Source organism: Rhodococcus sp. Z13, from assembly GCF_025837095.1.
Classification (GTDB): Bacteria; Actinomycetota; Actinomycetes; order Mycobacteriales; family Mycobacteriaceae; genus Rhodococcus; species Rhodococcus sacchari.
The window spans coordinates 2,931,409-2,950,468 of the sequence record NZ_CP107551.1 but is presented as its reverse complement, the minus strand read 5'-3'; the positions used below and the strand labels follow the sequence as shown (position 1 = coordinate 2,950,468).

Annotated in this window: 21 protein-coding genes; 12 read left to right on the top strand and 9 right to left on the bottom strand. The window is 70.0% G+C overall.

All coding sequences use genetic code 11. The annotated features are described in order from the left end of the window. Nucleotides 1-70 precede the first annotated feature (70 nt). From OED52_RS13455 to OED52_RS13445, 3 genes are read right to left on the bottom strand one after another with little or no spacing between them, the layout of a single operon-like run. Nucleotides 71-484 (bottom strand): molybdenum cofactor biosynthesis protein MoaE, encoded by a 414-nt coding sequence (locus OED52_RS13455; RefSeq protein ID WP_264151371.1) that lies wholly within the window; start codon nucleotides 482-484, stop codon nucleotides 71-73. Then, the gene (moaCB, locus tag OED52_RS13450) at nucleotides 477-1,460 is read right to left on the bottom strand and encodes a bifunctional molybdenum cofactor biosynthesis protein MoaC/MoaB (protein WP_264151370.1); all 984 of its coding nucleotides are present in this window, start codon (nucleotides 1,458-1,460) and stop codon (nucleotides 477-479) included. Before moaCB ends, OED52_RS13455 begins: the two co-directional genes overlap by 8 nt. Further along, nucleotides 1,457-2,647 (bottom strand): molybdopterin molybdotransferase MoeA, encoded by a 1,191-nt coding sequence (locus tag OED52_RS13445; protein ID WP_264151369.1) that lies wholly within the window; start codon nucleotides 2,645-2,647, stop codon nucleotides 1,457-1,459. Before OED52_RS13445 ends, moaCB begins: the two co-directional genes overlap by 4 nt. 179 nt (nucleotides 2,648-2,826) lie before the next feature. Between OED52_RS13445 and moaA the strand changes: the two genes are divergently transcribed. Together moaA and OED52_RS13435 are read left to right on the top strand one after the other, a co-directional pair. Beyond that, nucleotides 2,827-3,885, top strand: a complete 1,059-nt coding sequence (gene moaA / locus OED52_RS13440; protein ID WP_264151368.1) for a GTP 3',8-cyclase MoaA — start codon at nucleotides 2,827-2,829, stop codon at nucleotides 3,883-3,885. After that, entirely contained in the window at nucleotides 3,878-4,159 is a 282-nt protein-coding gene (locus OED52_RS13435; protein WP_264151367.1) for a MoaD/ThiS family protein, read from the top strand. The genes moaA and OED52_RS13435 overlap by 8 nt, the downstream gene beginning before the upstream one ends. A 4-nt stretch (nucleotides 4,160-4,163) precedes the next feature. On the opposite strand, the gene nadE is transcribed toward OED52_RS13435, so the two are convergent. Then, complete coding sequence (gene nadE, locus OED52_RS13430; protein ID WP_264151366.1) at nucleotides 4,164-4,994, bottom strand: ammonia-dependent NAD(+) synthetase; 831 nt, start codon at nucleotides 4,992-4,994, stop codon at nucleotides 4,164-4,166. A gap of 88 nt (nucleotides 4,995-5,082) precedes the next feature. Between nadE and OED52_RS13425 the strand changes: the two genes are divergently transcribed. After that, nucleotides 5,083-5,859, top strand: coding sequence for a fructosamine kinase family protein (locus OED52_RS13425; protein WP_264151365.1), 777 nt, complete (start codon nucleotides 5,083-5,085; stop codon nucleotides 5,857-5,859). Continuing rightward, on the top strand, nucleotides 5,856-6,404 hold the full coding sequence (locus OED52_RS13420) for a nucleosidase (protein ID WP_264151364.1): 549 nt from the start codon (nucleotides 5,856-5,858) through the stop codon (nucleotides 6,402-6,404). The genes OED52_RS13425 and OED52_RS13420 overlap by 4 nt, the downstream gene beginning before the upstream one ends. 15 nt (nucleotides 6,405-6,419) lie before the next feature. On the opposite strand, the gene OED52_RS13415 is transcribed toward OED52_RS13420, so the two are convergent. From OED52_RS13415 to OED52_RS13405, 3 genes are read right to left on the bottom strand one after another with little or no spacing between them, the layout of a single operon-like run. After that, nucleotides 6,420-6,845, bottom strand: a complete 426-nt coding sequence (locus OED52_RS13415) for an META domain-containing protein (RefSeq protein WP_264151363.1) — start codon at nucleotides 6,843-6,845, stop codon at nucleotides 6,420-6,422. Between the two features lie 50 nt (nucleotides 6,846-6,895). After that, nucleotides 6,896-7,687 (bottom strand): META domain-containing protein, encoded by a 792-nt coding sequence (locus tag OED52_RS13410; protein ID WP_264151362.1) that lies wholly within the window; start codon nucleotides 7,685-7,687, stop codon nucleotides 6,896-6,898. 4 nt (nucleotides 7,688-7,691) lie between these two features. Beyond that, entirely contained in the window at nucleotides 7,692-8,303 is a 612-nt protein-coding gene (locus OED52_RS13405; protein WP_264154703.1) for a TetR/AcrR family transcriptional regulator, read from the bottom strand. A 164-nt stretch (nucleotides 8,304-8,467) separates the two neighbouring features. On the opposite strand from OED52_RS13405, the gene OED52_RS13400 reads away from it, so the two are divergent. From OED52_RS13400 to nrdF, 8 genes are all read left to right on the top strand, one after another. Then, nucleotides 8,468-9,025 (top strand): NAD(P)H-dependent oxidoreductase, encoded by a 558-nt coding sequence (locus OED52_RS13400; RefSeq protein WP_264151361.1) that lies wholly within the window; start codon nucleotides 8,468-8,470, stop codon nucleotides 9,023-9,025. Between the two features lie 142 nt (nucleotides 9,026-9,167). Further along, nucleotides 9,168-9,710, top strand: a complete 543-nt coding sequence (locus tag OED52_RS13395) for a 2Fe-2S iron-sulfur cluster-binding protein (protein WP_264151360.1) — start codon at nucleotides 9,168-9,170, stop codon at nucleotides 9,708-9,710. Continuing rightward, on the top strand, nucleotides 9,707-10,708 hold the full coding sequence (locus OED52_RS13390; protein ID WP_264151359.1) for an FAD binding domain-containing protein: 1,002 nt from the start codon (nucleotides 9,707-9,709) through the stop codon (nucleotides 10,706-10,708). Before OED52_RS13395 ends, OED52_RS13390 begins: the two co-directional genes overlap by 4 nt. Continuing rightward, a complete protein-coding gene (locus OED52_RS13385; RefSeq protein WP_264151358.1) occupies nucleotides 10,705-12,819 on the top strand; it encodes a xanthine dehydrogenase family protein molybdopterin-binding subunit in 2,115 nt (704 codons plus the stop codon). Before OED52_RS13390 ends, OED52_RS13385 begins: the two co-directional genes overlap by 4 nt. 389 nt (nucleotides 12,820-13,208) lie before the next feature. Further along, a complete protein-coding gene (gene nrdH, locus OED52_RS13380) occupies nucleotides 13,209-13,439 on the top strand; it encodes a glutaredoxin-like protein NrdH (RefSeq protein WP_264151357.1) in 231 nt (76 codons plus the stop codon). A gap of 105 nt (nucleotides 13,440-13,544) precedes the next feature. Beyond that, nucleotides 13,545-13,997 (top strand): class Ib ribonucleoside-diphosphate reductase assembly flavoprotein NrdI, encoded by a 453-nt coding sequence (gene nrdI / locus OED52_RS13375; protein WP_264151356.1) that lies wholly within the window; start codon nucleotides 13,545-13,547, stop codon nucleotides 13,995-13,997. A gap of 168 nt (nucleotides 13,998-14,165) precedes the next feature. Then, entirely contained in the window at nucleotides 14,166-16,247 is a 2,082-nt protein-coding gene (nrdE, locus tag OED52_RS13370; RefSeq protein ID WP_264154702.1) for a class 1b ribonucleoside-diphosphate reductase subunit alpha, read from the top strand. Nucleotides 16,248-16,298: 51 nt separating this feature from the next. Further along, nucleotides 16,299-17,300 carry a class 1b ribonucleoside-diphosphate reductase subunit beta gene (gene nrdF / locus OED52_RS13365; protein ID WP_264151355.1) on the top strand — a complete coding sequence of 334 codons (1,002 nt, stop codon included), beginning with the start codon at nucleotides 16,299-16,301 and terminating at the stop codon, nucleotides 17,298-17,300. Nucleotides 17,301-17,379: 79 nt separating this feature from the next. On the opposite strand, the gene OED52_RS13360 is transcribed toward nrdF, so the two are convergent. Beyond that, nucleotides 17,380-17,856: an NUDIX hydrolase gene (locus OED52_RS13360; RefSeq protein WP_264151354.1), complete on the bottom strand. Its 477-nt coding sequence runs from the start codon at nucleotides 17,854-17,856 to the stop codon at nucleotides 17,380-17,382. 80 nt (nucleotides 17,857-17,936) lie between these two features. Beyond that, complete coding sequence (locus tag OED52_RS13355) at nucleotides 17,937-18,989, bottom strand: ABC transporter substrate-binding protein (protein ID WP_264151353.1); 1,053 nt, start codon at nucleotides 18,987-18,989, stop codon at nucleotides 17,937-17,939. Between the last annotated feature and the right edge of the window lie 71 nt (nucleotides 18,990-19,060).

Here is a 19,060-nt window from a genome sequence, read left to right as displayed (position 1 = left end):
GGTGGGTGTCGTCGTGACACCCGAACCATGTCACCCTACCCCACAGTGCAGGTGCGGCCCGTGGTGAGCGCTACAGACCCACCCATTCGGAGGTGCCCGTGGTGAAGTGCTGACGCTTCCAGATCGGGACCTCGGCCTTGATGCGTTCCACCAGTTCGGCGCAGGTCGCGAAGGCCTCCGCGCGGTGCGGCGCGGCGACCGCGGCGACGAGCGCGAGATCACCGATGGTGAGATCGCCCACTCGATGCACTGCCGCGACCGGCAGCCCCGATTTCCGGGCCACCTCCTCGCAGCAGCGGCGCAGGAACGCCTCGGCATCGGGATGCGCCTGGTACTGCAGCGCTGTCACCGACTGCCCGCCGTCGTGGTTGCGCACCACGCCGGTGAAGACCACCACCGCGCCGTGCTCGTCACCGGCCACCGCCGCATCGACCACTGCGGGATCGAGCGGCTCCGACGAGATCCGGGCCAGGATTTCACTCATGTGCGCCGCCTCCCGCGACTTGGGCCAGCAGATGGTCGAGGATCGGGTCCAGCGCCGCCAGACCGTCCTTCACGCCGCCGGGCGAACCCGGCAGGTTCACGACGACGGTACGCCCCACCAGCCCGGCGACGCCCCGCGAGAGCACCGCGTGCGGGGTGACGTCGAGACCCCGCCGCCGGATCGAGTCGGCGACCCCCGGCAGTTCACGGTCGAGCAGCGCGAGGGTGGCCTCGGGGGTGGCGTCGGTGGGGGAGGCGCCGGTGCCGCCGGTGGTGACCACGAGCGCCGGCTTCGGGCGCACCGCCTCGGAGAGCCCGGCGGCGATGTCGGCGTCGGCGTACACCAGCGGACCGCGCACGGTGAATCCCCGCTCCTCGAGCCAGCTCCGGATGAGCGGGCCGGTGCGATCCTCGCGGGTCCCGGCCGCGACCCCGGTGGACGCGACCAGCACCGTCGCGGAACGGCCTGCGGCGTCGTCGGATCCGGTGGCGGTCTCCGGTGCGGCGTCCTCGCGCGACCAGCGGCCCCGCTTGCCGCCCTCCTTCGACACCAGCCGCACCCCGTTCAGCACGGCCGCGGGATCGACCGCCTTGACCATGTCGTGCAGGGTCAGCCCCGCCACCGCGACCGCGGTGAGGGCCTCCATCTCGACGCCGGTGGGCCCCTTGGTCTTCGCGCTGGCCTCGATGGTGATCGAGGTGTCGGTGAAGCCGAAGTTCACCTTCACCGACGACAGCGCCAGCTGATGACACAGCGGGATCAGTTCCCAGGTGCGCTTGGCCGCGGCGATCCCCGCGATCCGGGCGGTGGCGAGCACGTCGGCCTTGGGCATGTCGTCCGCCCGGACCAGCGCCACCACCTCGGGGGTGGTGACGAGTTCGCCTGCCGCGACGGCGATCCGGGTGGTGTCCGCCTTGGCGGAGACGTCGACCATCCGGGCCCGGCCCTGGTCGTCGAGATGGCTGAGATCGCTCACAGGGTCACAACTTTCACGAGTTCTCCGGCTTCGAGGGAGGTGGTGTCGGCGGGGATGTCGAGAAGGACGTCGGCGGCGGCGAGCCCGGCCACGAGATGCGAGCCGTGCCCGTGGAAGGGGGTGACCCCGTTCTCGTCGAGGCGCCCCCGCAGGAACTGGCGTTTGCCGGCCACGGAGGTCACGCCGGTGGTGAGCGGCACGGTCTTCCGGGTCACGGGCGGCAGACCCGCCGCCTCCCGCAGCGACGGACGTGCGAAGACCTCGAACGACACCAGGGCGCTGACGGGATTGCCGGGGAAGGTCAGGATCGGCACGCCGCCGTACACGGCGGTGCCCTGCGGGCCGCCCGGCTGCATCGCCACCGACACGAACTCGCCCCCGAGCGGCTGCAGGGTGTCCTTGACGACCTCGAAGTCGCCCTGGGACACCCCACCGGAGGTGAACACGACGTCGGCGACCTCCACCGCGTGCCCGAGCATCGTGACGAACTCGTCGGGATCGTCGTGGCAGTGGTCGATGACGACGATGTCGGCGCCGTTCGCCTGGGCGCTCGCCGCCAGGGCGGGACCGTTCGAGTTGAAGATCTTGCCCGGCGCCAGTGCGTCGCCGGCCGGGACGAGCTCGCTGCCGGTGGAGATGACCGCCACCCGCGGCCGCGCCCGTACCGGCACGGAGATCGCCCCCACCGCAGCGAGCGCGGCGATGTGCCGGGCCCCGAGCACGGTGCCCGCCGGCACCAGCATGTCCCCGGCGCGCACATCGCTGCCGGCCTCGCGCACGTACGTCCCGGCGAAGACCCCCTGCTCGACGGTCACCCGGCCCGGCCCGGCCTCGCGGGTGTGCTCGACGGGCACCACCGCGTCGGCTCCCTCCGGGATCGGCGCGCCCGTCATGATCTTCAGGACGTGGCCGGGTTCGAGGCGCGTCTCCCCGTCCCCGGCGGCCACCACCCCCTGGACGGGGAGCGTCACCGGCGCGTCGGCGATCTCGGTGGCGCGCACGGCGTAGCCGTCCATCTGGGAGTTCCGGAAGGACGGCAGGTCGAGGGGGGAGACGACGGTCTCCGCGAGGGTGCGGTGCAGGGCATGTGACAACGACACCTGTGCCGTCGACCCCGCACGCAGCGTGTGCAGCAGCGACGCCACGTGCCGTTCGTGCTCCTCAACGGACCGCCTGGCGCTCGTCATGCCGTCATCCTAGGGTGTCGTGACGCCCGACACTTCGTCGCGCCGCGACCCCGACACTTCGTCGCGCCGCGACCCCGACACTTCATCGCGCCGCGACCCCGCGAGACGAACAGGTGTGCGGATGTGGTGTCGCATGTACCGGGAAATGGGCATACTGGGTCCATGGGAGCGGAGGTCGGATGACGGCGGTACACATGGGCATGCCGATCGTGCGCGATCACGGCGACGACGTGTCCGATCGGCCCGACGTGCCCGACCTGCTCGACCGCTTCGGTCGCATCGCCCGCGACCTGCGGGTCTCGCTCACGGAGAAGTGTTCGCTGCGCTGCACGTACTGCATGCCGGCCGAGGGCCTGCCTGAGATCCCGCGCGACCGGCTGCTCACCGCCGAGGAGGTGGTGCGGCTCGTGCGGATCGCGACGGGCCTGCTGGGGGTGCACGAGGTGCGCTTCACCGGCGGCGAGCCGCTCATGCGCCGCGATCTCGAACGGATCGTCGCCGGATGCGCCCGGCAGGCGCCCGGGGTTCCGCTGGCACTGACGACGAACGCGATCGGCCTGCGCCACCGCGCGCGGGCGCTGGCCGACGCCGGGCTCACCCGGGTGAACGTTTCCCTCGACACCATCGACCGCGAGCACTTCGCGCGGCTGACCCGCCGGGACCGCCTCGACTCCGTGCTCGAGGGCATCCGCGCCGCCAGGGCCGCCGGGTTCGCTCGGGTGAAGATCAACGCGGTGCTCATGCCCGAGACCCTCGCCGGGGCCGCGGATCTGCTCGCCTGGTGCCTGGACGAGGGCGTCGAACTGCGGTTCATCGAGCAGATGCCCCTCGACGCGGACCACAACTGGGCGCGCGCGCAGATGGTGCCCGCCGAGCAGCTGCTCGACGTGCTCGGGCAGCGGTTCACCCTCACGGAGACCGCCCGCGAGGATCCGTCCGCGCCGGCCGAACGCTGGCTCGTCGACGGCGGGCCAGCGACCGTCGGGATCATCGCGTCGGTGACCCGCTCGTTCTGCGGCGACTGCGACCGCACTCGCCTGACGGCGGAGGGCACGGTCCGGTCCTGCCTGTTCAGCGATCGGGAGACCGACCTGCGCGCGGCGCTGCGCGGTGGGGCGAGCGACGAGGAGATCGCCGCGCTGTGGCGCGGCGCGATGTGGAACAAGTGGGCCGGACACGGCATGGACGCGGCGGATTTCGCGCCGCCGCAACGCAGTATGGGAGCGATCGGTGGCTGATGTGACGACCGGGGTCGAGGTGCGGTTCTTCGCGGCGGCGGTCGACGCGGCCGGGGGCCGGGAGAAGGACACCGTCGAGCTTCCGGCGGGTGCGGACCTGGGGGCACTGCGCGCGGCGCTGGTCGACCGCTACGGGCCGGACATGGACCGGGTGCTGACGGTCGCGGCGTTCCTGCTCGACCCGGGCGAGGGCGGAACTGGGGAGCTCACCCGGGATCTCGGCCGGCCGGCCGGATCCCGGGTGGACGTGCTCCCGCCGTTCGCCGGAGGTTAGGCGGTCAGCGCCACCAGGTGTCGAACGGGGCAACGGGCATGGCCCGCTTGTGCCGGGTGTCGAGGAATTTCTGCTCGAGCCGCGCGGCGAGATCGTCGGAGACGTCCTTGCCCTCGAGATAATCGTCGATCTCGCTGTAGGTCATGCCCAGCGCCTCCTCGTCGGGAAGCGCGGGCCGGTCGTCCTCGAGATCGGCCGTGGGCACCTTGATCCACGTGCTCTCCGGGGCACCGAGCTCGCGCAGCAGCGCCGCGCCCTGGCGCTTGGTCAGACCCGCCAGCGGGGTGATGTCGACACCGCCGTCGCCGTACTTGGTGTAGAAGCCGGTGACGGCCTCGGCGGCGTGGTCGGTGCCCACCACGAGATAGCCGAGCTCACCGGCCACCGCGTACTGGAGCATCATGCGCTCGCGCGCCTTGATGTTGCCGCGCACGAAGTCGCGCAGTTTCGTCTCGTGCCCGTACAGCGCGACGGCCGCCTCGGTGCCGGTGGCGTCGGCGCCGGGCTTGACGTCCATGCGCAGGGTGCGGTCGGCCCGGATGAAGTCGAGCGCGATCTTCGCGTCGTGCTCGTCGGCCTGCGTGCCGTAGGGCAGCCGAACGGCGACGAACTCCGCGGTGTGTCCCTCGGCCCGTAGTTTCTCCGCGGCCAGCTGGGTGAGCCTGCCGGCGAGGGTACTGTCCTGACCGCCGCTGATGCCGAGCACGAATCCCTTCGCGGGAGTGCTGCGCAGATAGTCGGCGAGAAACTGCACCCGCGAGTCGATCTCGGCGCGGGGGTCGATGGAGGGCTTGACTCCGAGTTCTTCGATGATCCGATCGCGAAGGTTGCTCATTCGTCGACCCTAGCGTGAGCGTGTTACTGCCGCGCTACATCGGGGAGTGCCGGACGGGCACACTCGCGAGGTGAGCAACACTCGGGACGTGAGCAACGCAGACGTCTTCCGCAAACACGATCCGCACGCCCACCCGGACTTCTTCCGCGCCGAGGCCGCCGGTCTGGCGTGGCTCGCGGAGGCCGGGATGCCGGTGGCCCGGGTGCGATCGGTGGGCGAGCACCACATCGAACTCGACCGCGTCCCCGACACCCGGGCGACCGCCCCGGCGGCCCGTGCCTTCGGTGCCGCCCTGGCCCGGATGCACGACGCGGGCGCCGCCGGATTCGGCGCTGCTCCCGACGGTTACGACGGGCAGTTGTTCATCGGCCGCCGCCCGATGAGCCGCACCGTGCACGAGAGCTGGGGAGCGTTCTACATCGCCGAACGGGTCCTGCCCTTCCTGCGCATTGCGGTCGACGCCGGGAGCGTCACCGCCGGTCAGCGGGCCGACATCGAGCGGGCCTGCGAACTCGTCACCGGGGGAGCCTTCGACGACGACGAACCCCCGGCGCGGCTGCACGGCGACCTGTGGAACGGGAACGTGCTGTGGTCACCCGGCGGTGTCGTGCTCATCGACCCCGCCGCGCACGGCGGGCACCGGGAGACCGACCTCGCGATGCTCGCCCTCTTCGGGTGCCCGCACCTCGCCGAGATCGTCGCGGGCTACGAATCGGTGCATCCGCTGCGTACCGGATGGCAGGACCGGGTGCCGCTGCACCAGCTGCATCCGCTCGCGGTGCACGCCGCGGGATACGGTGCCGGATACGGACGGGAGCTGCACCGGGCAGCACTCGTGACACTCGAACTCGGAGGCAACACGTGAACGGGATCCTCGTCGTATCGGCCACCCGCGCCGAAGCGGCCCATGTGCCGGACCGCTACGAGACGGTGATCACCGGGATCGGGAAGGTCGACGCGGCGGTCGCCGTCACCGCCGCTCTGGCGGCGTATCCGGCCGGCGCGCGGCCGCTCGTCGTCAACATCGGCACCGCAGGTGCGCTGCACGACCACCACGCCGGCCTCTATCTGCCGTCGACCGCCCTCAACCACGACATCAGCAGCGACGTGCTGAAGAGCCTCGGCCATCCCGTCGAGGACGTCCTCGACATCGAGGACGGCGACGGCAGCGTCCTCGCGACCGGCGACGCGTTCGTCTCCGACGCCGAGGTGCGCGACGCCCTCGCTGCCCGCGCCGACCTGGTCGACATGGAGGGCTTCGCGGTGGCCTACGCCGCGCGCCGGATGGGTGCCCGGTGCCGGCTGGTCAAGCACGTCAGCGACCACGCCGACGAGTCGGCGCTGGACTGGCCCGCCCTGGTCGACCACAGTGCGCGGGAACTCGCGGCCTGGCTCGTCGAACGGTACTGACGTCGAGGATCCGGTTCAGCGGCCGGCGGCGCGGTCGGTGAGGGTGACCGTCACGAAGCTCGTGGTCAGCGTCAGGACGTCTCCGTCCGACGACCACCGGGGCGAGGCGGAGAACAGTTCGCGCAACCACGCGTCGGCGCCCTCCCGGGGCGGTGGGCAGGCCATCCGCGTGGACGCGAGCACCCCGGTGCGCACGACCCCACCGGACAGCTCCGCCGTGCCGGTGAAGCGGTTGCAGCCGGCCGACGCGGCCAGTCGCTCGCGGGCCGGGAAGGAGAGTTCCAGCGGCCCGCCGCCGGGGATCGCCCGGCCCTCGACCGAGGTGGACACGTAGCGCCGGCCCACCAGATCGGACGGCGAGTTCCCGGGGCCCGAGAGGCTGCACGCGCACATCGACGAACCGACGGCGACGGCGATCGCCATGCGGACTGCTCCGGCCATGCGCCCACCGTACCGACCGGGCGGTGCCGGCTCTCGGCGGGCGCAGGTTCTCAGCGGGCGGTGAACTCCAGGCCCTCGGTGCCGTTCGGTCCGGTGAGCGTCATCGACGATCCGTCGATCGTGTAGGTGGTCTCGCCGGTGAGCACGCTCAGGACGTGCGCTTCGATCTCGAGCCGGTCGGGATCGGTGCAGGGGCCGCCGTCGAGGGTGAGCGGCTCGAACATCACGACGTCGTCGCCGACCTCCGCGGACCCGGTGAAGTCGGTGCACCCGGTGGTGCCGCTGACGGTGCCGTCCTCGGCCAGGCGCAGAGTGGGCGCGGCGTTCTCGAGCGACACCGACCGCACGACGGCGTCGGTGGTGCGCAGGGAGGTCACCACCCAGTCGGTGCCGGTGATCGGGCGGTCCGGGTCGAGGACCTTCTCGTCCTCGAGCGCGACCGTCACGTCGTCGTGGGTGAGGGTGAAGGTGTTCCCGTCGAGCGACCACCGGGGTTCGGCGTCGAACAGACCGGTCAGCCAGGCGTCGGCGCCTTCGCGTGCCGGTTCGCAGGCCATGAGGGTGCTCGCCAGCTCGGGGGCCTTCAGCTTCCCGTCGGTGAGTTCGACGCCGCCGACGAAGCGGTTGCATCCGGCGGTCGCGGAGATCCGTCCGCTCTCCGGGAACTCGACCACCAGGGGACCGTCGCCGGGGATCTGCGTGCCGGTCACGCTCGTCGATACGAAGGTGCGCCCGGTGAGGTCGTCGGCCGAACCGCTGTCGGCGGTGCCCGAATCGCTGCTGCACGCGGAGGCCACGACCGCCAGCGACGCCAGTGCGAGAACCCGGAATGTACGAATCATGTGGTTACGGTACGACGCCGCCCGCGGATTCCGCGGTACCTCGGCCGGTCACGACCCGATGTGCCAGCTCCGCCCAGTTGTCGGCGAGTCGGTGCAGCGGATGGCCGAGTTCATGCCACTGGTACAGCACGAGCGTCGCGTCGAGGGAGGCCATGAGCGACGCCGCGAGCAGGCGGGTGTCGCCGGTGACCCCGGCGGCGCGCAGCAGGGTGTCGACGTGGGCGAGGGACACCAGATAGGCGGGCGCGGCATAGCGGGAGTCGGAGGCCGACTCGGCGGCGCGGAGCAGTTCGCCCTGCACCTCGACGAGTCCGATGCGGGCGCGGCCGAACGCCACGAGTCGCTCGAGCGGTTCACCGCCCGGGCCGAGCGGCGGCGGCCCGAAGAGGAATCCCTCCTGGAGTTCGCGTTCGCTGTGGTCGAGCAGGGCGCGGATCAGGCCGGCCCGGGAGCCGAACCGGCGGAAGACGGTGCCCTTGCCGACCCCGGCGCGGGCGGCGACCTCGTCCATCGTCACCGCGTCCACCCCGCGTTCGGCCACGAGGAGCGCGGCGGCGCGGAGGAGCCGGGTGCGGTTGCGGGCGGCGTCACCGCGCTCGACGGTGTGCTCGTCCACGAGGGGGAGTGCGCGCTCGTCCGCCGACGGCCGGGACGGCCGGCCGGCCGTCGAGGTCGGAGGGCGGGTGTTCACAAGGTCACACTGTAGCCGCTCGGGAATGAAAGTGGACCGCGGTCCGTTTATCATTGCGTCGTCAATCACTTCGAACCGAGGATGTTCCCATGACCCGAGTTCTCGCCCTTGTCGGAAGCCTGCGCGATGGTTCCGTCTCCCGTCAGCTCGCCGAGACCGCCGCAGCCGTCGCTGCGGAGGGCGTCGAGGTGACCCTCTTCGAGGGACTCGCCGAGGTTCCCTTCTACAACGAGGACATCGACGGCGAGGGCACCCCGGCCACCGCCGCCGCGCTTCGTGAGGCCGCCACCACCGCCGACGCGGTGCTGCTGGTCACCCCCGAGTACAACGGCACCGTCTCCGCGGTGCTCAAGAACGCCCTCGACTGGCTGTCCCGTCCCTACGGCTCCGGCGCGCTGAAGGGCAAGGCCGTCGCCGTCGTCAGCCAGTCGCCGAGCCGGAACGCCGCCAAGTGGGCCCTCGAGGACGTCGTCAAGGTCGCGGGCATCGCGGGCGCCGAGGTCGTCGAGGGCGGCACGCTGTCCGTCGGCGAGACCTTCGGCAAGTTCGCCGGTGCGCACGCCAAGGAGCACGCCGAGACCGCTCAGCAGATCGCGGGTGTCGTCGAAGCCCTCGCCGCCGCCACCAAGGTGCTGGCCGACGCCTGAGTCGTGTGACCGCCTTTCACGGAGCCGGGGACCCGACGGGTCTCCGGCTCCGTCCGTTCTGCGGAAGGTGACCACCCCGCGATTGGATCGCCGCCGCGGCGGGAATGCCCCGAGCACAGCCCAGCCGTTCGGAGGTCCACCCATGCCAGCCGAGAACGCCTCACCCCGGGAGCACGAACGCGCCGTCGGCCTGCGCGTCGACGGCACCGATCACCGCGTGACCGTCGACGTCCGCACCACCCTGCTCGACGCCCTGCGCGATCGGCTGGGGGTGACCTCCCCGAAGAAGGGCTGCGATCTCGGCCAGTGCGGTGCCTGCACCGTCCTGCTGGACGGCCGCCGCAGCCTGTCCTGCCTGGCGCTGGCCGTCGCGCACGACGGCGCCGAGATCGTCACCGCCCGGGGGCTCGCCGAGTCGGGACCGCACCCGCTGCAGACACGGTTCGTCGAGGACGACGCCTTCCAGTGCGGCTACTGCACACCCGGCCAGATCTGTTCCGCCGTCGGCATGCTCGACGAGTTCGCTCGCGGCGACCCCAGTTACGTCACCGCCGATCTCGACGAGCCGGGCGACCTCGACGACGTCGAGATCCGGGAACGCATGAGCGGCAACCTGTGCCGCTGCGTCGCCTATCCCAACATCGTCACCGCCATCCGCGCGGTCGCCGCGGAGGACGAGCGATGAGGGCCCTGCGCTACGAACGACCCGCCGACCCGCAGGCGGCCGTCGCTCTCGTCCACGACACCGCGGGAGCCGTCTTCCTCGCCGGCGGCACCAATCTCGTCGACCACCTGAAGATCGGGGTGGCGGATCCGGATGTCCTCGTCGACATCTCCCACCTCCCGCTCGACACGGTCGAGGAGACCACCGAGGGCGGACTCGTCGTCGGCGCCAACGTCCGCAACAGCGACCTCGCCGCCCACCCGCTCGTGCGCCGCCGCTATCCCATGCTCGCCCGCGCCCTGCTGTCCGGCGCCTCACCGCAACTGCGCAACGCCGCCACCACCGGCGGCAACCTCCTCCAACGGACCCGCTGCCCGTACTTCCGCGACACGAGCACCCCCTGCAACAAACGCGAACCCGGCAGCGGTTGTTCGGCTCTCGGCGGTTACACCCGCTATCACGCGATCCTCGGAGCCTCCGACCACTGCGTGGCCACGCACCCCTCCGACATGGCCGTGGCGATGCTCGCCCTCGACGCCGAGGTCCTCGTGCTCGGCCCCGACGGTGAGCGGGCGATCGCCGTCGAGGACTTCCACCGGCTGCCCGGAGACGAACCCGACCGCGACACCGTGCTCGCCCGGGACGACCTGGTGATCGGGGTCCGTATCCCCCCGCCGCGCACCGCACTGTCGACCTACCGCAAGGTGCGCGACCGCGCTTCCTACGCCTTCGCGCTCGTCTCGGTGGCCGCCGAGACGACGATCGCCGACGGCACCGTCACGGACTGCCGGCTCGCGTTCGGGGGAGTGGCCCACCGGCCCTGGCGCGCCCACCGCGCGGAGGCCGTGCTGCTCGGCCGCCCACCCGGCGACGACGTCTTCGCCGAGGCGGCCGACGCGGAACTCGCCGAGGCCCGACCGCTGGACGGCAACGCCTACAAGATCCCGCTGCTGCGCCGTACCGTCGTCGCGGTGCTGCGGGAACTCCACGAGCGAGCCGAACGAGGAGGGACGGCATGAGCCCCGAGCAGATCAGGGCGGGCGGACGATCCACGGCACGCATCGACGGCCCGCGCAAGGTCGCCGGTACCGCCCCCTACGCGTACGAGCACCCCGTTCCCGATCCCGTGCATCTCGTGCCGCTGACCTCCACGATCGCGCGCGGGAGCATCGACCGGATCGACACCACCGCCGCCGAGGACATGCCCGGCGTGCTGGCGGTGCTCACCCCGTGGAACGCCCCGCGACTGACCGGCGAGGCCGAGGGGGAGTACGTCGTCCTGCAGAACCCCGAGGTGCGCTATCGCGGCCAGATCGTCGCGGCCGTCGTCGCCGAGACCTCCGAGATCGCCCGGGAGGCATGCGATCTCCTCGACCTCGAGTACACCCCGGCCGACCACGACGTCGTCTTCCACGCCGACCACCCCGGCGCCTACACACCGGAGACCGTCAACGGCGGCTTCGACCCCGACACACAGCGCGGCGACGTCGATGCCGCCTTCGCCCACGCGGAGACGGTGATCGACCGGTGGTACTCGACCCCCGAGGAACACAACAATCCCCTCGAACCGCACACCGTCGTCGCGCTGTGGCGGGAGTCCGCACCCGACGGGGAACCGACCCTGACCCTGTACACCTCGACCCAGCACCCGCACGGGGTGGTCGAGGCACTGGCACCCGTACTGGGTCTCGACGCCGCCGCCATGCGGGTGATCTGCCCCTACATCGGGGGTGGATTCGGGTCGAAGGGCGGCCCGCACGCCCACGACGTGCTCGGCGCCCTCGCCGCCCGCGCCTTGCCGGGCCGCGCCGTGAAATTCGCCGTCCCGCGCCACGACATGTTCGGCTACGTCGGCTACCGCGCCCCCACGGCCTCCCACATCCGGCTCGCCGCCGACCACGAGGGCCGGCTCACCGGTCTCGTCCACGAGGCGTTCACCCAGTCGTCGCGGGTCACCGAGTTCGTCGAGCAGGCCGCGGTGCCGCTGCGCAATCTCTACGACGTGCCGAACGTGCGCACCTCCCACCGCGCGATCACCCTCGACGTCCCCGCACCCTTCTGGATGCGGGCACCCGGGGAGGCCCCCGGCATGTTCGCCGGGGAGGTCGCCCTGGACGAACTCGCCGCCGAACTCGGCATCGACCCGATCGACCTGCGGATCCGCAACGAACCCGAGACGGACCCGGAGACCGGGCTGCCCTGGTCCTCTCGGCGCCTCGTCGAATGCCTGCGGCAGGGCGCCGAACGGTTCGGCTGGGACCCCGCCGACCGTGCCCCCGGCACCCGGCTGCGGGGCCGCACCCTCGTCGGGACCGGGGTCGCCGTGGCCACCTACCCTCACATGGTCAGCCCCGGCTCGGAGGCCCACATCCGGCACCTGGGCGAGGGCCGGTTCTCCGTCCGCATCGGCGCCACCGACCTGGGAACCGGTGCCTGGACGGCCCTGACCCTCATCGCCGCCGACGCCCTGCACTGCCGCCCCGAGGACGTCCACCTCGAGATCGGCGACAGTGCCCTGCCCCACGGCACCGTCGCGGGCGGATCGTCGGGCACCTCGTCCTGGGGCACCGCGATCGTCACCGCCGCCGAACAGTTCGGCAAACGCTTCGGCGACACTCCACCCCCCGGCGCCGAACTGTCCGCGACCGCGGCGGAGAACCGCGAACTCGAACACTGCACCGCGCAGTCCTTCGGTGCGCACTTCGCCGAGGTACAAGTCGACGCCGACACCGGGGAGATCACCGTGCCCCGCATGTTCGGGCTGTTCTCCGTCGGGCGGGTCATCAACCCGCGGACCGCGCGGTCGCAGTTCATCGGAGGCATGTCGTTCGGCATCTCGATGGCCCTGTTCGAGGAGAGCATCCGCGACCCGCGGTTCGGGCACGTGATCAACCACGACCTCGCCGAGTACCACGTGCCCACCCACGCCGACATCCGCGAGGTGGAGGCCGACTGGCTCGACGACGAGGACCTCCACGCCACCCCGATGGGGTCGCGGGGCATCGGCGAGATCGGCATCGTCGGCAGTGCCGCCGCCGTCGTGAACGCCGTGTGGCACGCGACCGGGGTGCGGGTGCGGGACCTGCCGGTGCGCCTCGACGACCTTCTGGATGCGCTCCCGGAGCGGTGACGGACGGTCCTCGGTGCGCTCACCGAGAGCGTTCCCGGAAGCGGTCGGTGGGTCGCGTCACACTCTGTTCGAGGTGCCGTCCGGCACTGCGCTCGAGTGCCGTCCGACACTGTGCTCGAGGTCTCGGTGCGCGGGTGCCCGCGCGACACGCCGAGAACCGTCGGAAACGCCGGGAAGGGAAGGTCGCGACCTGGGAATATCACGTCTGTAACTCACAACATCCTGGGTTCTATGTATCCGTCGGCCACAAGGTGTAGTGTCTAGACCGCCGAAAGGGCACAAGAGCCGCCGGTCTCTCGGGGAAGCGGGATCGGACGGGAGTGGGCTTTCGGCGAACGCGCAGCAGTCAGTCTTCAGGCCGCCCACGGCCGTCGGAAAAAGGGGCATTCATGAACATCACCGTCTACACCAAGCCTGCCTGCGTCCAGTGCACCGCCACCTACCGCGCCCTCGACAAGGCCGGCCTCGAATACGACGTCGTCGACATCAGCGAGAACCCGGAGGCCCGCGACTACGTGATGGCCCTGGGCTACCTCCAGGCCCCCGTCGTCGTCGCCGGTGAGGACCACTGGTCGGGCTTCCGCCCCGACCGCATCAAGGCACTCACCGTCGCCGCCTGACCCCCGGGCCACCGGCCGGTGGCCCGTTCGTCGTCGTCTCCGGTGTGGGCGGATCCTGCCCGCCGGTCCGGTCTCCCGAATCGAACGAAGAGTTGGTGACTACCGATGACCTCGCAGGGGCTCACTCCGGCGCCGTCGCTGGTGTACTTCTCGAGCACCTCGGAGAACACCCATCGGTTCGTGCAGAAGCTGGGGATCCCGGCCGTCCGGATCCCGCTGCACGACCGTGAGGGCAGCTTCGAGGTGCACGCACCGTACGTGCTCATCGTGCCGACCTACGGCGGCGGGACCACCGTCACCGGCCGCGACACCCGTTACGTGCCCAAGCAGGTCATCCGGTTCCTCAACAACGAGCACAACCGGAGCCTGATCCGCGGCGTCATCGCGGCGGGCAACACGAACTTCGGCGAGTCGTACTGTTTCGCCGGCGACATCGTCTCGCGGAAGTGCAAGGTGCCGTATCTCTACCGGTTCGAGTTGATGGGGACCGCCGACGACGTCGAGCGGGTCCGCGAGGGTCTCGCCCGGTTCTGGGAATCGGCCCTCCAAAACGCCTGAGACACATCCGTATCCGTATCCGACGCGAGTCGCCGACCGTGACCGCGCGGCCGTTTCCGAACTCCGACAAGTGGGGACAGCACTGTGACCATCACCGATCCCGCTCCTGCCACGAGCACCAAACTCGACGAGAAGCTCGAAGGCCTCGACTACCACGCGCTCAACGCGATGCTGAACCTGTACGGCCCCAACGGCGAGATCCAGTTCGACAAGGACGTGGCCGCCGCCCGCCAGTACTTCCTGCAGCACGTCAACCAGAACACGGTGTTCTTCCACGACCTCGACGAGAAGCTCGACTACCTCGTCGAGGAGAACTACTACGAGCCCGAGGTTCTCGACAAGTACTCGCGCGCGTTCGTCAAGTCGCTGTTCCAGCAGGCGTACGCGAAGAAGTTCCGGTTCCCGACCTTCCTCGGCGCGTTCAAGTACTACACCTCCTACACGCTCAAGACCTTCGACGGGAAGCGCTATCTCGAACGTTTCGAGGACCGCGTGTGCATGGTCGCGCTGACCCTCGCCGACGGCGACGAGACCCTCGCGCGTCAGCTCGTCGACGAGATCATCTCCGGCCGCTTCCAGCCGGCCACCCCCACCTTCCTCAACTCCGGCAAGAAGCAGCGCGGCGAACCCGTCTCCTGCTTCCTGCTGCGCATCGAGGACAACATGGAGTCGATCGGCCGCGCCATCAACTCCGCGCTGCAGCTGTCCAAGCGCGGCGGCGGTGTCGCCTTGCTGCTCAGCAACATTCGTGAGCACGGCGCCCCGATCAAGAAGATCGAGAACCAGTCCTCCGGCGTCATCCCGATCATGAAGCTGCTCGAGGACTCCTTCTCCTACGCCAACCAGCTCGGCGCACGTCAGGGTGCCGGTGCCGTGTACCTGCACGCCCACCACCCCGACATCTACCGCTTCCTCGACACCAAGCGCGAGAACGCCGACGAGAAGATCCGCATCAAGACCCTCTCGCTGGGCATCGTCATCCCCGACATCACCTTCGAGCTGGCGAAGAAGAACGAGGACATGTACCTGTTCTCGCCGTACGACGTCGAACGCGTCTACGGCAAGCCGTTCGCCGATATCGACGTGACCGAGAAGTACTACGAGATGGTCGACGACAAGCGCATCCGCAAGTCGAAGATCAAGGCCCGCGAGTTCTTCCAGACCGTCGCCGAGCTGCAGTTCGAGTCGGGCTACCCGTACATCATGTTCGAGGACACGGTGAACCGGTCCAACCCGATCGCCGGCAAGATCACGCACTCGAACCTGTGCTCGGAGATCCTGCAGGTCTCGACGGCCTCGGAGTTCAACGACGACCTGTCCTACAAGCACATCGGCAAGGACATCTCGTGCAATCTCGGCTCGCTGAACATCGCGAAGACGATGGACTCGCCGGACTTCGCGCAGACCATCGAGACCGCCATCCGCGGTCTGACGGCGGTGTCCGACCAGACGAGCATCACGTCCGTGCCGTCGATCGAGCGGGGCAACAACGAGTCCCACGCCATCGGCCTCGGCCAGATGAACCTGCACGGTTTCCTCGCCCGTGAGCGCATCTTCTACGGGTCCGAGGAAGGCATCGACTTCACGAACATCTACTTCTACACGGTGCTGTTCCATGCGCTGAAGGCGTCGAACAAGATCGCCATCGAGCGCGGCACGTACTTCAAGGGCTTCCCGGAGTCGAAGTACGCCTCGGGCGAATTCTTCGACAAGTACACCGATCAGGTGTGGGAGCCGGCCACCGAGCGGGTCCGTGAACTGTTCGCGAAGTCGAACGTCCACATCCCGACCCAGGACGACTGGCGGGAGCTGAAGGCATCCGTGCAGAAGCACGGCATCTACAACCAGAACCTGCAGGCCGTTCCGCCCACCGGCTCGATCTCGTACATCAACCACTCCACGAGCTCGATCCACCCGGTCGCCTCGAAGATCGAGATCCGCAAGGAGGGCAAGATCGGCCGGGTCTACTACCCGGCGCCCTACATGACGAACGACAACCTGGAGTACTTCCAGGACGCGTACGAGATCGGTTACGAGAAGATCATCGACACCTACGCGGCGGCCACCCAGCACGTCGACCAGGGACTGTCGCTCACCCTGTTCTTCAAGGACACGGCGACCACCCGCGACGTGAACAAGGCGCAGATCTACGCGTGGCGCAAGGGAATCAAGACGCTGTACTACATCCGCCTGCGTCAGATGGCGCTCGAGGGCACCGAGGTGGAGAACTGCGTCTCCTGCATGCTGTGACCTCGCTCCACGACAGTCCTTGCACCAGTACACGATTCAGGTAGGTAACCGATGACCGCAGCAGCCCATTCACCCGCGGACGGCGTACGCGTCAAACTCATCGATCGCGTGTCCGCGATCAACTGGAACCGCGTTCCGGACGAGAAGGACGCCGAGGTGTGGGATCGCCTCACCGGCAACTTCTGGCTCCCGGAGAAGGTTCCGGTGTCCAACGACATCCAGTCGTGGGGCACCCTCACCGAGTACGAGCAGGAGCTCACGATGCGGGTCTTCACCGGCCTGACGCTCCTCGACACCATCCAGGGCACCGTCGGTGCGGTCTCGCTCATCCCCGATGCGGTCACCCCGCATGAGGAAGCCGTGCTGACCAACATCGCGTTCATGGAGTCCGTGCACGCGAAGAGCTACTCGCAGATCTTCTCGACGCTGTGCTCGAGCCGGCAGATCGACGACGCCTTCCGCTGGTCGGAGGAGAACGAGCACCTGCAGCGCAAGGCGCAGATCGTCCTCGACTACTACAAGGGCGACGACCCGCTCAAGCGCAAGGCCGCCTCGACGCTGCTCGAGTCGTTCCTCTTCTACTCGGGCTTCTACCTGCCGATGTACTGGTCGTCGCGTGCGAAGCTCACCAACACCGCCGACGTCATCCGCCTCATCATCCGTGACGAGGCCGTGCACGGCTACTACATCGGCTACAAGTTCCAGCGCGGCCTCGAGCAGATCACGCAGACCGAGCGCGACGAGCTCAAGGACTGGGTCTTCGAGCTGCTGTACGAGCTGTACGACAACGAGACCCACTACACGGCCGATCTCTACGACCAGGCCGGTCTCACCGAGGACGTCAAGAAGTTCCTCCGGTACAACGCCAACAAGGCGCTGATGAACCTCGGCTACGAGGCGCTGTTCCCGAAGGACGAGACCGACGTCAACCCGGCGATCCTGTCGGCGCTGTCGCCGAACGCCGACGAGAACCACGACTTCTTCTCGGGGTCGGGCAGCTCCTACGTGATCGGCAAGGCCGTCATCACGGAAGACGAGGACTGGGACTTCTGATCCGGGTCCACCCGCACGTACCGTCCGGCCGGGCGGCGACCGTTCTCGACGGCGCCGTCCGGCCGGACCCGTCGTGGGGTCAGTCGCGCCGGAACCACGCCTCGGCGCGGCCCTCGAGCGCCTTCTCCAGCCGCAGCCGCGAGGTGTCGGTGAGCGGCTCGGGCAGTGCGCCGGGGGCGAACCAGGCGACCTCGAGGTTCTCGTCGTCGGCCACCCGCGCCCGGCCACCGACGGCGCGCAGCAGGAAACACACGTCGAGATACCGTGCGACGTCCCCGTTGGGATAGGTGATCGGCGCCGTGACGTCGACGCTCGTCAGCCGCACCACCTCGGCGTCGATGCCGGTCTCCTCACCGACCTCGCGCACCGCCGCGACGGCCGGCTCCTCACCGGGTTCGAGGATCCCCGACACCACCGCCCACATGCCGTTGTCGGCGCGGCGGGTCAGCAGTACCCGCCCGTCGTCGTCGACGACGACCGCGCTGACCCCCGGCAGCCACAGGGGAGCTGTTCCGACATGGGAGCGGAGCTGGGCGACGAACTCGGGTATCGGCATGCCCTGTTTCTATATGGCCTTCTGTACGGCCGTGTCGTACGGTCCCGCCCGGACCCCGCTCCGCTCCCCGAGGGAAGAGGTCAGTTGGAGTAGCCGTTGAGGGTCACGGACAGGTCCGTGAGGATCGCGCGCGCCGCCACCGGGCCCGGGGTCGACCAGATCTCGTCGCTCACCGAGAACAACCGGTTGTCGGAGACCGCACCGAGGTCGAGCCACTGATCGGTGTCCATGAACTCGGTGCCCCGCTCGAGACCGTCCTCCCCGGCGAACCGGACGAGGATCACGTCCCCGTCGGCCGCGGCCGGGTCGTCGGTGTCCACGGCCTGCCAGGTGCGGCCGTCCACGACCGCGAACCGCTGGGCCGGCGGGCGGGCCGCACCGACCTCCCCGAGCACCTGACCGGCGAACGACGCCGTCCCCTCCACGGTCGGCCCGTCGGCGGTGAACCGCACCAGTGACGCTTGCGTCTGCCAGGACACGAGATCGCGGCCCAGGCTGCGCGCGGCGTCGGAGTACTCCGCGAGCACCCGCCGTGCCGCCTCTGTGCGTCCCAGGGCGTCGCCCACCCGCAGGAACTGGTCCCGCCAGAAGACGGGATCGGCGCCGACCAGCACGGTGGGGGCGATCCCACCGAGCGACGCATAGGTCTCGGGGTCCACCGCGGAGCCGAGGATCAGATCGGGCTGCGCGTTCCCGACCGCCGCGAGATCCGGCGCACCGGCGGCGCCGATCGACGGCAGTTCGGCGATGCCCGTCCCCAGATAGTCGGGGCGCCCGGTCACCTCCGCGCTCGCCCCCACCACGCGCTCCCACAATCCGAGGGCGCACACCGCATCGAGCGCCGCCGGGTCGAGGACGACGATGCGCTGCGGGTCGGCGGGGACCTCCGACAGACCGGCGGTGTGCAGCACCGCGCGGGTGCCCTCCGCCGGCAGGCCAGGATCGAGAGGGGAGGGGAGTGCGCACGCGGTGGAGGTGTCCCGGTCGATGCCGACCACCGAGGCGCCGGCGATCCGCGTCGTGGTGCGCACGATCGTGGAGGCGTCGTCGTCGGGCGGGGTCGAGCAGGCGGCGAGCGCTGCCGCGGTCACGGCAGCGAGGGTGGAGACGACCACTGCGCGGGACCGATGCACCGGGAACACTTTCAGACCACTCCTGAGGAACGCTGCTCGAACCGACGGCTCAGGCTATCCCGCCACGCCTT